The following is a 13,815-nucleotide window of genomic DNA, read 5'->3' as shown; positions in this document are numbered from 1 at the left end:
ACCCCCTCCTTCCTGCCCTGAAAGTAGATACAAATTTTAATTATTCAAGATAACTTGCTGAGTTTCTTCGAGACCTTTCACAACCTCCACCTGTGTAGGTGTGGTAAGTCCAAGTTCCACATCGACTTCTTTCCGCTGGTCACCTTCAGCTACTTGAACATAACTGCGCCCCATGTAAGAGCGAATCGCAGACCTTGGAAGAAGGATTACGTTCTCACGGCTTTGTAATTTAATCGTGAGTTCCGCGCTGTGACCAATTTTCAAATCACTTGGTGCATCTTTCATACCTATAATGATGGTCACCGAATTTCGCTCCGACTTTGCTTCATCTGTCGTCTGAGGTGCTTCAGCAGGGGATTGTAACACCGTACCTTCATAATCCTTACCTTTGTATTTCAAACCTACCGGCATTCCGGTTTGGATTGATAGTAGATCTTTGGAATCAGAAGCGGTATAAATAAGCTTCATATCAGAAGGATCAGCGACCGTAATTATCGTTTGATAAGCGCTTACAATATCTCCTGTGTTTAGTGTTTCCGTAAAGGTAACAATACCTGAGATCGGAGCATAAATTCTTGCTGAAGACAGTTTCTTCTCCATATTGTCCAGCTGCAATTCCTCTCGCTCCATATCAATTTCACGCAGTCTGAGTTCCGTTTTAACAACACCGGATTGCTGAGCCTCTTTATACAATAATCTCGCACGCTCAACGTTCAATTTTTGTAAACGGATTTGAAGATCGAGATCGTCTGTTTCCAGCTCCGCCAGTAATTCACCAGCCTTTACCTCTTCTCCAACTTTTGCCTTCATAGACTTTAGACGTCCTCCGTTTTCTTTAAAGAACAGCGTCGCTGAGCTTGCCGAAACAAAATTGGCCGTTCCTCTTAAAGAAGTCTCGATATTGCCACGGGCCGCCTCCACAATATCAAGCTCTTCCTCGGCAGGCTGAACAAGCGGCGGCTGAAGACTTTCGTCTTCAACAGGAAGAAGAGAACAGCCCGTAAGAGTAAGCATGGCAGCGAGAAGAATGCTTACCTTTACATTTGGTTTTCTTTTATACGTACGATGATGCTTATATCGATTAGGGTACAATTTTGCCATCCTCCAATGCAATAACATAGTCAGCAAGCTCCATGATCCCCGGATCGTGTGTTGTTAAGACAATCGTCATTCCTGAATCTTGCACTAGATCCCGAAATACACGCATCACCTGCAGACCCATCTTGCTGTCCAGCTCAGCCGTGGGTTCATCAGCAATTAGAATGGCAGGCTCATGTGCGATCGCCCTTGCGATCGCCACGCGCTGCTGCTCACCGCCCGATAATTCCATAGGTCGATGTTTCATTCTATCCTTCATACCTACTCGCTCCAGTGCTCGTTCTGCAGCTTCTTGATTTCCTTTAACCGACTCGCCTGCAATGCGAAGACCAAATTCAACATTTTCGTATGCTGACATAAGTGGGATCAGCCCAAACGACTGAAAGACGAGTCCAATTTCTTTACGGCGAAGTTTGCTTCGTTCTGCTTCTGACAGCCCGGTAATTTGTTGTCCCTGTAGAATGACGGTTCCTTCTGTCGGTTCATCTAGCGTAGCAAGTATATTCAGAAGCGTCGTTTTCCCTGACCCTGATCTTCCTTGCAGTGCCACCATGTTGCGAGCGGGCACAGATAGATGAATATTATCTAGTGCAGTAACCATCGTATTCCCCCGCCCAAACCTTCGGTACACACCGACGGCCTCAAGAATCGGATCACCGTAAGTCTTCCTATCCTGCTCTGTATATGGCATGAGGCACCCCCTCTTTAAACTAACGAATGAATTGCCATGCACCTAATTGAAACAGTTCTTTCTCTGATTCACCTCTAAAAACAAAATAAATATCATGGATCCCTTTCACATTTGAAATTTCTGTGCTGATTACCTCCCACCGCTCCACGTCTTCTGTATGCGGTACGACAAGGGTTCCTAATAATTCACCATTTGGATTATCCATCCGAATTTCAATCTCACCTTCACTTGTTCCAACAACCCAAGCTACGATGGAGGAAGCACCTTCCGCTAAGTCTGCATTTGCTGCTGCAATCCAATCACCATCATGTATATTAGAAATGACAAGTTTATCGGAATGTCCGTCTTCATCTGCCACAGTAAAAGAACGGACGTTTATTCCTGCATTCCATGCCATAGTTACCGCATCAACAATATGAAATGGATTTAGCGTTTTAATTGGGTCCACACCCTTTAAATCTGCCGTGATCTCTTTTATATCCCCATTTTCAGTAAACTCGACTTGATTAAGATGTGTGGAACGGTATCCTTTAGGAACACCCATTGCAGCTGATAAAGTCTGAGCATGATAAGCGATATACCATGTGTCATGAAGTGAGAAGATGGCATGATGATTATTACCGCCTACGCCAAAAAAGTGACCTGGATTTTTCAGAATCGTATTTTGATAAGTCCAAGGCCCCATCGGATGATCACTCGTCATATATGCAATCTCTCCCGCCGGTGGACTCCCTTCAGGACGTGCTCCCGGATAGAAATTAGAACAATACGTGTAGTAGTACACCCCATTATATTTATGGATGCCCGCAGACTCGAACATAAAGGGAGCTTCGATTACTTTTGCCTCGCCAACAACACTAATCATATCTTCACCGAGCTGAATTACACGGGCGGTATTTGGCATCTCCCATTTTCCTTCTGGTATACCTCCTCCATAATACAGGTACCCTGTTCCATCTTCATCGACCAGAACAGCCGGATCAAATAACCAAGTCACACCTGCAGCTGCTGGCATTTCCCGGGATATGAGCGGTTTGCCGATAGGGTCCACCCAAGGCCCAGTCGGGCTGTCACTTGTCAAGACTCCAATTCCGCTTGCATTATTAGCAAAGTATAAGAAAAATTCATCTTTCCCATTGCGCTCTTTATGAGCTGCAGCTGGTGCCCAGGATTGTGTCGCCCATTTTGCAGCACCTTCTGCACCTGCCGCCTTAATTGCGCCGTGATCTGTCCAATTGATCAGATCTTCAGATGAAATTACAGAAAGTGTATTGATTGTCCCATACGTATTCTCTTTTACATTTCCTTCATTATCATGCTCCAGTACATCGTGAGTATTGTATAGATACACCCGTTCCTCATACACCAGTGCGTAAGGATCTGCACCAAATTTATGGGATACGACGGGGTTACCATTCCGAGGCTGCTTACCAAACGCCTTAGCCTGTAAGTCATCACGGAATTTTACTCCATCAACCGTGACACCATTTACCTCATTCTTCCTATCTTCATATAAGCTTAATTCCTCTTTCATTGCTTTCTTCAACTCCTCGTTAAGTAATCAAATCCTCAAATTGTGAGCTACATATCATGTGCAATCTGATGGCATACTTCGTGTTTAGTCTCTCTAAAAAGTTTATCGCTTACAATTACTGGCAACAACCTGCCGAATCGTATATCCAGTACCTGTCTAGTTCTAGTCCTGAAACAAAGGCAAAGAAGCCGGCAGCATCTCATATCTGCAGACTTTTTAGCGGGTATATCCCCTTTTTAACTATTACGGCCAACAGCCGACTCTTTGTACAAACTGTCTCGAAACTCTTGCGGCGTTATGCCGGTCATCTTTTTAAAGAAGCGTGTGAATGAATGGGCTGCTTCGTAGCCCACGGATATAGAAACGTCCCGCACTTTTAATTCGTGATTACGAAGTAACTCCTTTGCTTTTCGAGTTCTACTTTTATCGATATACTCTGATAGATTGATGCCATATTCTTGTTTGAAGAATCTAGATAAATAGGATGGGTTGAAAAAGTGAAGCTCTGCTAACCGTACTAATGAGAGATCCTCGTTCAAATTTTCCTCAATATACTGACAGATATGTTCGATTACCTGAGTAGCACGATCTCGTTCGTCTTTATTTTTATATTGAAAAATCATTTCCGCAATCTTCGTAAGATACAAGAATCCTTCTTTCATCGAGGCATGTCCATCGAGCTGCATCAATTTGTTGATATTACCCATATGGCTGTGCATTCCCATCCGGTTGATATGCGAAAATAAAACAAGAGCGGCTGCGTAATATCCTTCGCGTGCTTTATGAACTGAGCTGCTTGTCTGCAGCAAGGTAACTGACAATTCGTCTAGTTCATCCATGAACTCCGCCGCTTTTCCACTTTCCAAATGTGCCTCTAATCGTTCAATTCGATGACTTATATAAGAAACATCTTTTAGACCAAGATTATCTGATGTCTCTGCTCGGTCTACTAAGATCATAGAAATCCCATTACCAATCTTCAACTGTTGCAATTGACGAAGTCTCTCATATTGGGATGTTACTTGTGTCCAGTCGCATGCCCTGCCGCTTAGCGTAAAATTGAGCGTCAAGCTCAGTGAAGACTGACACGCTTCTTGAATGAGCTCAAGTGTTCCCTCCATAAAGCGAACGAGATGAAAAGAATCATGTTCCTCATAACTGGGTTGAAGCAACCACAATAGGTCCCCTTGCTTATCTATCGTTCCTATACTGCTGCTTTTCTCGGATATAAAGGAATCCCAGATCATTCTAACTGACGTGAGAAGTCTGCTTTTTTCTAAGTAACCGGTTCCTTCAGCAAAAAATAATCGACCAAGCGCTAATATAACAGGAACTTTTGGATCTAAAGCAATACCAAGTTCTTTAAAATCTTGGGCTAGAAAATCTGCACGATCCATGACAACGTGACTTTCTTGAAGCAGCTGTCTAATATAGTCCCCCTGTGCCATGAGCTGAAGGGTACCGATCTGTTCTTGAGATTTTTCAATCAATTGACGGGTTTGAATATCCTGATCTAGTTCCTGGACGACTTCAAGTACCGTCTGGGTTACCTTTTCGTACCCTTCTGTTTTTAGTAAATATCGTGCATTTGGCAGCTGAATAGCTTGATACGCGTAATCGAATTCACTAAAACCGGTCAGGAAGACAATTTTGCATCTTGGCCAGTGTGTTTGAATTTCTTGACTCAAGTCCAAACCGCTCATTCCGGGCATGCGAATGTCCGTAAGTACAATATCAATCCGGCTCCTGGACATCCACTTAAGAGCTTCTTTAGCGGAATATGCTTTATAAATATCAAGCATTTCTGGCTTGAATTGCTGCAGTACTTCATATAATCCGTCTGTAATAATCTCTTCATCGTCCACAATCAAGAGCCTATACAATTGATCGCCTCCTCCGTCTTGATTCGTATAAGCACTTCAAGGCCATTCAGCTTGCTTTTTGCTAGAAATAATCCACTTCCTTCGCCAAACGTAAGTACAAGACGCCGATGAATATTCATGATTCCCGTTATTTCATAAGAGTCGGCTGTATGATGAAGATGTTCACGAAGTGATTCAAGTTCCGAATCCGTTATTGCATTTCCATTATCTTCAATACGGATTAATATTTCACCTGGGTTCTTCTCGAAAGCAACATGAAGAATTCCGTCCTCTTCCATTTTCTCAAGACTGTGTTCATAGGCGTTTTCAATAATCGGTTGGACGATCAAACGTGGTACCCGTATACTTTCCATTTCTTTTGGCAGCTCATCAAAAAAGACGGTAATACGTCTTGAGAATCGTAAATTTTGGATTTCAGTATACGTACGCGAATGTTTTATTTCCTCTGACAACGCAACATAGTCTTCTCCGTTACGAGTAATAAAACGGAAGTATTCCCCCAGCATATTTGTAAATTTCTCAATCCGATCTCCATCCCCCATTCTTGAGAGCGTATTCAAAATAAAGAAACTGTTATATAGAAAATGCGGATTGATTTGAGATTGCAGCTGTTTCAGCTCCGCTTTTTGCATCATCATTTTTTGTTTGAAATCCTGATCGATGAGGGTTTGCAGTTTACTTAACATATGATTAAAACGAGTATATAAATATCCAAACTCATCTTTACGTTCATGTTCGATGGGGCTGTCTAATGAGCCTCCTTCCATGCGCTTAAACCCTTGAATAAGTTTTAACAACGGTTGATGAATAATTCGGTACGAAGAGTAAGAAAAGACGACGATAGCAAGAAAGGATGTCATAATGAATATCCACGCCCATTTAGAAAATGTACTCAGCGGCCGCTTTACTGTTTCTTCAGGTAAATACATAGCTACAGACAGTCCTGTTGCATCCGAATACACTTTATTCATTTGAAACTTCTTGTTTTTTAGCTTCATGACAACGGCATCATTACTTGAAGGGGAATTTCTTATAAAATCTTGAATGGCTAGATCTGCATCCTTGTCCGTGCTGAGCACGAACCCAGCTGATTCTGACAATAACAAAGAACCACTTTCCGGATATAGGTTTACTTGTTCCAAGGACTTTAGCAGTTTTTCGACATCAAGCTCAATTTGAACTGTGAAAAGTGGTTCCGCTCCTTTTCTTCCGCTTTCTTTAGAACCGTTAAGATATATCGAATTACTCCATTTGATCAATCGATGGTCACTTTCTTTAGCGCCGGAACGGAAGAAATAATATTGGATGAGATCCAAATCCTGAATGGCTTCAGCTGTAGATAACGTTTTGTTGATCGACCGAATATGAATGTAAATATCTTTAATATAGGGACTGCTGTTCTGAACAGAGGTCATCCGTTGAAGCAATCTGCTTAATTCTGATCTTTTATCCGCATTATCAATGAAATCCCATGTTACAGAAAGTGTATTAAGCCCGCTATCTTCTACCATATCGAACAATTGAAGCTCAATCCATTCCACTTCCCGATCAAGGGTACCTAAGTAATAATTCAATTGCTTTGAAGTTGCTCTTGATATGTCCTCACTTGCATTCTTGTAACTCCACTGATAGAGATACAAACCTAACACAATGATCGGAAAAACAACAAAGAGATACGTAAACACCAAACGTACAAATATTGAATTACGTAGGGAAACAGCGGGAAATTTAAACAAACAAATGCCTCCGATGCTGCGAGATGATAAATATTCTAATAAGAAGACATCTTATATTCTCAGTCAAATCCTCTCCTTTTAAGTATGAGAAGTTATGGTTTTTGTTCTAAAAACCACTGATTGACTTCTTCTGTTATTTGATCACCGCCTAGCTTCTTCCACTGCTCAACAAAACGGTCAAACTCTTCAATAGGCCTGCCGAGTATAATGTCCATATACACTTGAAGTTGAATTTCATTCAAAATGGACTGTTTTTCGATCATGGTTTCCGTTGGAGTGCCTACAAAACTTTCGTACAATAATTGATTGTTTTTTTCGTATTGATCAATAATGGCCATAGCCCCTTGTTCACCATAGGTTCGTTCCCAGCCCCATCCAATCTCGATGTTACCGCTTCCAGATAGATACGTCGTGATATTTTTCTGGATTGCTTTGGCCTCTTCATTCAGTTTAGACTGGTCCCCTGTTATGCGGGCTTCCTTCAATTGTTGAAAAGCCTCCATATTTTTCCTTGCTGGATAGGGTGTTATAGGAGAAAGCTGCCAAACCGGATAGGGAGAACTATAGTATTTTTCGTATTCTGCTGTTTTCCCCCAGTTCTTTTCTAAATGCAAGTTAAACATCTTTATGATCGCTTCAGGATGCTCAACCCCTCTTTTTACAGCAATAAAATGAGTTGTATTGAACTTTAGCGGTACCTTTGGTGCTTCTCCGGAAACAGAAACGATAGGAAACGCTCGCCAATCCGCATTTGAGTCACTCTCACGGCTCACTTGAACAAGAAACGACCCCCACTGTTCTCCGTATAACATTCCTATTTTGCCCTTGGCCACTTGCTCTTTGACTTTGATCCCATTCTTCATCGCAAATTCACTATCCAAATATCCATTACGATACATATTTTGCAGTGACAACAACGCGGATTTTACTTCGGACTGAATACCTCCATATGTCAGCTTACCTGAATCATCATGAATCCACATCATTGGGAAAGCATCATAACCTGCCATAAAAGAGGTGAGTCCCATAACGGGATCCCATAAATATTGAGTTGCTGCCAGCCCAAATGTGTCATTTTGTTCATTTTGATCAGGATCTCGCTCTGTAAACGCTTTCGAAATTGCGATTAGCTCATCCATCGTCTGTGGTGGTTCCAGGTTCAGTCTCTCAAGCCAATCGGTACGAATCCAAAGTACCTGCGCACTCTCAATCGAGGAATCCGTTTCAGGAATACCCATCAGCTTTCTATCTATAGTGGCAGCTTCAAAAGGTCCGGATCCTTCTTGGTTCAAAATTTCTTTGGTGAGCGGAGTCGCATACGTATCAAATACGTTCGTCAAATCTTGAATATACCCTGCATTACTTAACAGCCTCAACTGCTCAGCATCCACTCGTACCACATCAGGAATATTACCTGAAGAGAGATCAACACTAAATTTCTGGGCGAATAAGTCTCCTTTAGCGGTCCAATCATACGTAATTTGGATTCCTAAAACTTCTTCGTAAAGTTGACTCCAGGTGTTATCGTTTAATGTTTGTCCTGGCAAACTTCTAATTAATTCATCAAGCTGAGCACTCGTTTCTCTTACAAAAGAGACTTTGATGGGCGGGTCGTATTTGCTTAGTCCCATCTCTTCATACTCAAGTCTTGTCGTATTGTCATCTGCAAGTGGATCAAAAACTTTGTTTACTTCGTTGGTAGGACTGCAGGCATATAGTAACTGAAAACTAAGGAACACTGTAAGCGCAATATTCATCTTATTCATTACGCATAACCGCACGGACAGACCCCACTTCACTAGTTATATAGAAATGACGAGTTGCATTATGATAATTATCAAGAACGGATTCGTCATAAGCAAGATGCATCTTTCTATTTTGTTACCATCTCTTTACATTTTTCTTTGATTATCGCATAGGTTTTCTTTGTCTACAATGGACCTTATTTTATGATATAAAAAACCGGAGGTCAGTTTCTTCTTTTTCAGAAGTTACTTTCTCTCCGGTTCACATTCATCTTTTTTAATTCATACTTCTTACTTCTTATTTATTGGGATCGATATGCTCTTATTATGTTTTTCGATATAATCAAATTCGTCTAGCAAGAGGAAATCCGGTTTGTCTGATGTTTTGAAAGAATACGTCTGCTCCCATAAGATATTACCGTTTTTCAAATCCCATTGACGGGAATCAGAAATGGAAGATACAGGAATTACTTTACCGCCTGCTAGCACGGATAGATTGTCTGTTTTTAGGAATGTGAATTCTTTTCTAGCGATGACGATATCATAACCCGTATCTGTTTTGGTTACGCTTCGAATCCATATTTTTTCACTGCCCAGTTTAATAGATTGATCCGATGGAGAAGCAAGAGATATCGGTTCTTCTACTTTTTGCTTTCCTGGAAAACTTTCAAGGACCAGTTCAATGGTTTCTACTTTCTCGGTAGGAATTACATCATATTCTAGAACAAACGGAATTCCTTCTCCAGATACACTTTCTGAATCCCCACGTAGTACCCATTGATGTAGTTCTATTCCATTGACATAGAGCTTTGTTGTGCCTGTGAATCTCGGCATTTCTCCGTTATCCATTTGATAACGTCCTTTTACAATAGTTGAAGTTGGTGAAGCAGTAATGGAGTCATAGTGAACAGCTCCCTGATCGACTGATACTGATTTTGAGATATCTTTTTTAATTATACTTTTCATTGCTTTGTTGGCTTCATATTTGAAAGAAACCGGATAAGACACCCTTTCACCATCATCCTTCCACTCATAAAAAGTAACGGTTAATGTTCTTGAGAAGGGACTAACAGGCTCGAATTCATATCTTCCCTCGTAATGGGTTTCGTCTTTGCTATGATTCCCGCCGCCTCCCCGTGCTTTGGAATCCGTCATGAAACCTTTAATATCTTGAACACCGTAACGATTTGAACCGCTATCAGTATACACGGAACCTTCAAGACGATCTATCGTGTAATAAATTGAAAATGCATTATCATCTGCGATAACCCCATTAATGGTAATGACCGTGCCATCATCTAGTGTTGTGCTTTCGTTGACTGCTTGTCCGTATCCTTGTTCCCACACTTCAGCAAAACTGGAACTCAGCTCATTTTTATTAAGCAACTTTCCCCCATAATAAGCAAACGCAGGATATTGATAGGTGCCAATAATCAGAAGGAGAGCAGCAGCGGATGAAGCAAACCAAGTCATCGTTTTATTTCTTTTCTTTTTCTTAACAGGAACATGTTCAAGTGTACTCCGAAGTCTACTTTCAAGTTCTGACGGAGCCTTTATCATATGTGAGGTCTGTTTGTGTTTTTCTAATTGTTCCTCGATTATCGTCATCACGCTCACCTCCGATCATAAGTTTTAATTTCTTCATTCCTACTGAAATTCTTGATTTGGTTGTGCCAAGCGGAACACCGGTCATGTCCGCGATGGTCTGATAGGCAAGATCATGAACATAACGAAGTTCAATAGCTTCTCGCTGCGGGCCATCTAAATGAGATAGCAACACCTGCATGTCCATCTCCGACTCCGTATCGCGATAAGGTGAGTCATCGGTAAATACGGAATATGCTGATTCCTCATCTTCCTCAAGTGACAGGTAACGTTCCTTTTTGCGTAGTAAAGTTTTGCAACGATTTACAAGAATGGTTTTGCTCCAGCTGTAGAATGCTTCTCCTTTATGCAGTTGATCGATCTTTTCATAGAGTGTAACAATCATATCTTCCATTGCATCCATCGCATCATGCTCGTTTCCCATGTATGTATAGGCAAGACGATAATAAGCGTCCTGATCAGCTAGGATTAGTTCTAATAACGCTTCTTTATTGCCTTTTTTGGCTTGTTTGACAAGACGGCTTATTTTCATGTTCTCCCCCCTTTCATAGATAAGAGATCGCAAAGGCTATAAAAGTTCATTTTACACAAAAATACTTTCCATTTTCTTATTCGGAAGAAAAAATGGCTTTCTAAAATTTGATGCAAAGTCATATAACGACAAACGAAAAACCAGCCCTTCCGCTGAAAGATAGGGACTGGTTTATTAAAATATTGCTTTAAATAAAACGAAAACAGCATTTAATAGATAGACTATAATCGTAATTCCTACTGTATTGAAAAATACTTTCTTCCATTTTATTTTCACATCTTTTTTCATAAATTCAAGTATGATAACAAAACAGAACATGGATAGGGTTACGCCGATAAGCCCATATTCATTAACAATAAGAAAATCTCGGAAATCAAGCTCAGCCACAATAACAGCACCTCTCGTTCTATTTTACATTATTATCCATATTAATCTATTTAATTCCAGTCGTCTATGTATTGCTTGTCATTTCTCCTTAGAAAATATATGTTCTTCAAGTTTATTCCCCTTGTTCTATGTTATCGCTTACAGAATATTCTGTTATAGTCGGGTTGTGCGCAGAGGTGCACATCTGCGCACAACTCCCGTGGTACCGACGTAAGGTCGGACCAAACAACCTACACTAGAAAGGGTGGAATTTATTGAAAAAAGTTTTGGGGTTGTTTCTGTCTTTTGCCATGCTCTCGATGTTTTATGTTGCTCAGCCCGTTTCGGTGTCAGCCGCATCGCCAATTGTAGTCAGCACAACGATTATCGTGCCCGAAGGCCAAACTTTTGACGGCAGCGGAAAAACTTATGTAGCTAATCCAAGTACCCTGGGAGATGGCGGACAGGGAGAGAACCAGAAACCGATCTTTAGACTTGAGAAAAATGCAACGCTGAAGAATGTAATCATTGGCGCTCCTGGCGCTGACGGGGTACATTGTTACGGAAACGCTACAATATCTAATGTTACGTGGCAGGATGTAGGCGAGGATGCAATGACACTGAAAGCCTCAGGCACGGTCAATATTACAGGCGGCGGTGCATATAAGGCTTACGACAAAGTGTTCCAGGCCAATGCATCCGGGACCATTAACATTAAGAACTTTAGAGCTGATGACATCGGTAAGCTGGCACGTCAGAACGGAGGAACTTCTTATGCAGTGAATTTCACACTGGATAGTTCCGACATTTCAAATGTGAAGGACTCGATTTTCCGTACGGACAGCAGCAGCAGTGCCGCAAAAATCACCAACACACGGTATTCTAAAGTACCTACCCTATTTAAAGGTTTTGCCTCTGGTAAAACTACGCAATCAGGTAATACCCAATATTGAAATGACTATGATGCAGATTAAACACGCAAGACCATTCACTTGAAGCATTCTGAGAATACTCACTTTCAATGGATAGCTATATTTGTTTTTCTAACTGAGAGTATATGTTTTTCTTATTATTTTCTTGCGAATTAACAAACAAAGGGTATGGAGAGATTCCCTCCTGCCCTTTGTTTTTGTTAGACGAAAAATTATAACTCTTTAATAAAGAACAATACGTTACCGTAGTGACTCATAAACCTTTTATAATCCATAGTTTCCTTTAAAATAACGATCGCTGGATAAGCATTCACTTTGCGTTGTTTTAGTGCTGCAAAAACTTCCTTCTGTTCAGTGAAATAAAATTTACCATCCTGATACTGAATAATTAGCGGGGGCAAATCCGCTACGTTGTCATCTGCTTCATTTGCATGTTTCTTGTCTAACATGATTCCTTCAAGCTGGATGAGACGCAAAGGGAATTTTACAACGCCAAAATATAGATGTTCTTCTCTCGTAAAATCATCGATATTCGAAGTGACTTTCTGGGTAAGGAGTAAATAACACTGGATCCATTCTTCAAGCATCCCGATACTTGCATATTTTACGGCTGATTCTACAGTTGGAGCATAAGTTAGATTTCTATCCGTTTTCTTTGAGTAGATAATTTTCTTAATTGAATCCAAGGATAAAAAATATTCGTCCGCGAGATCTGAAACCGACAATCCACTTGCGTACTTATTGCGGATCATTATATTACGCCTTTGCAATCGATCTCGATAACCAGACATTTCGCCCCATGCTCTTTTTTCCTCTCCTGTAGGAATATAGAGAAGTTTTCCGGCCGCATATTTCTGAATTTCTCTTATTAACTTTTCAGGTAAGATATCACTAGCATTTTCGTATTTCATAACTTCTCCCTTTACAAAGCGTATATACGATCTTTCAGTTCACCGATTGATTTGATAATGGAGATGCAGGACTCTGTGTCATCAATTGATGCATGCCACCGCAATACATCGATCCCCTTGTAATACGCCATACATAAAAATCTTTCCTTAAAATCTGGAATGACGATGTCCCTATTTTTGCAATAATCGACTAAGCGTTCTGGAATCTTCAAGTAAGGTTTATTTAAGTCCATAATCGCAAAATCTAAGAGGAAATCACAAATTCCAGATCTGCTCCAGTCGGGAAACCCAACCATAGTCTTTCCATCCGTAATCGTATTTTCGAAAAAGGTATTATTATTAACTAAATAACGTTTTCCTTCACAGTAATCAATTCTGCTAATCATTTCCTTCAAGTATTTTTCTACGAAGTCACGCTCGATCATCGTTGTATCGTATAGTTCCTTCCAGTTATACCAATACCCTTCTTTCTCTTCTGCAAAGGTGCCAATCAGATATTCCCTGCAGGTGCTGTATTCTGTTTTACAATTCTCATTAAACTCACCATAGCCCTCTACTCCCGATATACTAGCTGCACTCACCTTGAAAATCTCGTCAAAAAACAACTCATAGCATTCTGCAAATTGATCTGGGTTTAATAAATCTGCAACAAATCCATTTGGTGTCATATTAACTTGATCAGGAAGCATGGACTTAATGATATCGTCTTTACTCATACTTATTTTTCCTCCTAATTAAAATGGTACACTCATCAGCTGCGCATCTGATATAACGTAATGATA

Annotated in this window: 12 protein-coding genes; 1 reads left to right on the top strand and 11 read right to left on the bottom strand. The window is 40.7% G+C overall.

Going from position 1 to position 13,815, the window contains the following annotated elements:
- Positions 1–36 precede the first annotated feature (36 nt).
- From KJS58_RS09650 to KJS58_RS09610, 9 genes are all read right to left on the bottom strand, one after another.
- Positions 37–1,101, bottom strand: a complete 1,065-nt coding sequence (locus KJS58_RS09650; RefSeq protein ID WP_213532327.1) for an efflux RND transporter periplasmic adaptor subunit — start codon at positions 1,099–1,101, stop codon at positions 37–39.
- Positions 1,082–1,789: an ABC transporter ATP-binding protein gene (locus KJS58_RS09645; protein ID WP_213532326.1), complete on the bottom strand. Its 708-nt coding sequence runs from the start codon at positions 1,787–1,789 to the stop codon at positions 1,082–1,084. The genes KJS58_RS09650 and KJS58_RS09645 overlap by 20 nt, the downstream gene beginning before the upstream one ends.
- Positions 1,790–1,808: 19 nt before the next feature.
- On the bottom strand, positions 1,809–3,323 hold the full coding sequence (locus tag KJS58_RS09640) for a glycoside hydrolase family 43 protein (protein ID WP_213532325.1): 1,515 nt from the start codon (positions 3,321–3,323) through the stop codon (positions 1,809–1,811).
- 236 nt (positions 3,324–3,559) lie between these two features.
- Positions 3,560–5,206 (bottom strand): response regulator transcription factor, encoded by a 1,647-nt coding sequence (locus tag KJS58_RS09635; RefSeq protein ID WP_213532324.1) that lies wholly within the window; start codon positions 5,204–5,206, stop codon positions 3,560–3,562.
- Complete coding sequence (locus KJS58_RS09630; protein ID WP_213532323.1) at positions 5,191–6,942, bottom strand: sensor histidine kinase; 1,752 nt, start codon at positions 6,940–6,942, stop codon at positions 5,191–5,193. Before KJS58_RS09630 ends, KJS58_RS09635 begins: the two co-directional genes overlap by 16 nt.
- A 92-nt stretch (positions 6,943–7,034) precedes the next feature.
- The gene (locus KJS58_RS09625; protein WP_306433071.1) at positions 7,035–8,708 is read right to left on the bottom strand and encodes an extracellular solute-binding protein; all 1,674 of its coding nucleotides are present in this window, start codon (positions 8,706–8,708) and stop codon (positions 7,035–7,037) included.
- Between the two features lie 270 nt (positions 8,709–8,978).
- Positions 8,979–10,295 (bottom strand): DUF4179 domain-containing protein, encoded by a 1,317-nt coding sequence (locus tag KJS58_RS09620; protein ID WP_213532322.1) that lies wholly within the window; start codon positions 10,293–10,295, stop codon positions 8,979–8,981.
- Complete coding sequence (locus tag KJS58_RS09615; protein ID WP_213532320.1) at positions 10,222–10,824, bottom strand: RNA polymerase sigma factor; 603 nt, start codon at positions 10,822–10,824, stop codon at positions 10,222–10,224. Before KJS58_RS09615 ends, KJS58_RS09620 begins: the two co-directional genes overlap by 74 nt.
- A gap of 174 nt (positions 10,825–10,998) precedes the next feature.
- Positions 10,999–11,211, bottom strand: coding sequence for a hypothetical protein (locus tag KJS58_RS09610; RefSeq protein WP_213532318.1), 213 nt, complete (start codon positions 11,209–11,211; stop codon positions 10,999–11,001).
- Positions 11,212–11,465: 254 nt separating this feature from the next.
- Here KJS58_RS09610 and KJS58_RS09605 point away from each other — a divergent pair, with 254 nt between their 5' ends.
- Positions 11,466–12,143: a pectate lyase gene (locus KJS58_RS09605; RefSeq protein ID WP_213532316.1), complete on the top strand. Its 678-nt coding sequence runs from the start codon at positions 11,466–11,468 to the stop codon at positions 12,141–12,143.
- A gap of 191 nt (positions 12,144–12,334) precedes the next feature.
- On the opposite strand, the gene KJS58_RS25725 is transcribed toward KJS58_RS09605, so the two are convergent.
- Both KJS58_RS25725 and KJS58_RS09595 read right to left on the bottom strand, forming a co-directional pair.
- On the bottom strand, positions 12,335–13,033 hold the full coding sequence (locus KJS58_RS25725; protein WP_306433070.1) for a CD3324 family protein: 699 nt from the start codon (positions 13,031–13,033) through the stop codon (positions 12,335–12,337).
- Positions 13,034–13,044: 11 nt separating this feature from the next.
- On the bottom strand, positions 13,045–13,749 hold the full coding sequence (locus tag KJS58_RS09595; RefSeq protein WP_213532315.1) for a hypothetical protein: 705 nt from the start codon (positions 13,747–13,749) through the stop codon (positions 13,045–13,047).
- Between the last annotated feature and the right edge of the window lie 66 nt (positions 13,750–13,815).

It is taken from the genome of Paenibacillus sp. J45TS6 (assembly GCF_018403285.1).
GTDB lineage: Bacteria > Bacillota > Bacilli > Paenibacillales > Paenibacillaceae > Paenibacillus.
This window is presented reverse-complemented; position numbering and strand designations above follow the sequence as displayed.

Excerpts from the sequence above, each read along its gene's own strand:
- KJS58_RS25725 (WP_306433070.1), bottom strand. The coding sequence starts at position 13,033 with ATGAAATACGAAAATGCTAGTGATATCTTACCTGAAAAGTTAATAAGA.
- KJS58_RS09620 (WP_213532322.1), bottom strand. The coding sequence starts at position 10,295 with ATGACGATAATCGAGGAACAATTAGAAAAACACAAACAGACCTCACAT.
- KJS58_RS09640 (WP_213532325.1), bottom strand. The coding sequence starts at position 3,323 with ATGAAAGAGGAATTAAGCTTATATGAAGATAGGAAGAATGAGGTAAAT.
- KJS58_RS09625 (WP_306433071.1), bottom strand. The coding sequence starts at position 8,708 with ATGAATAAGATGAATATTGCGCTTACAGTGTTCCTTAGTTTTCAGTTA.
- KJS58_RS09595 (WP_213532315.1), bottom strand. The coding sequence starts at position 13,749 with ATGAGTAAAGACGATATCATTAAGTCCATGCTTCCTGATCAAGTTAAT.
- KJS58_RS09645 (WP_213532326.1), bottom strand. The coding sequence starts at position 1,789 with ATGCCATATACAGAGCAGGATAGGAAGACTTACGGTGATCCGATTCTT.
- KJS58_RS09615 (WP_213532320.1), bottom strand. The coding sequence starts at position 10,824 with ATGAAAATAAGCCGTCTTGTCAAACAAGCCAAAAAAGGCAATAAAGAA.
- KJS58_RS09650 (WP_213532327.1), bottom strand. The coding sequence starts at position 1,101 with ATGGCAAAATTGTACCCTAATCGATATAAGCATCATCGTACGTATAAA.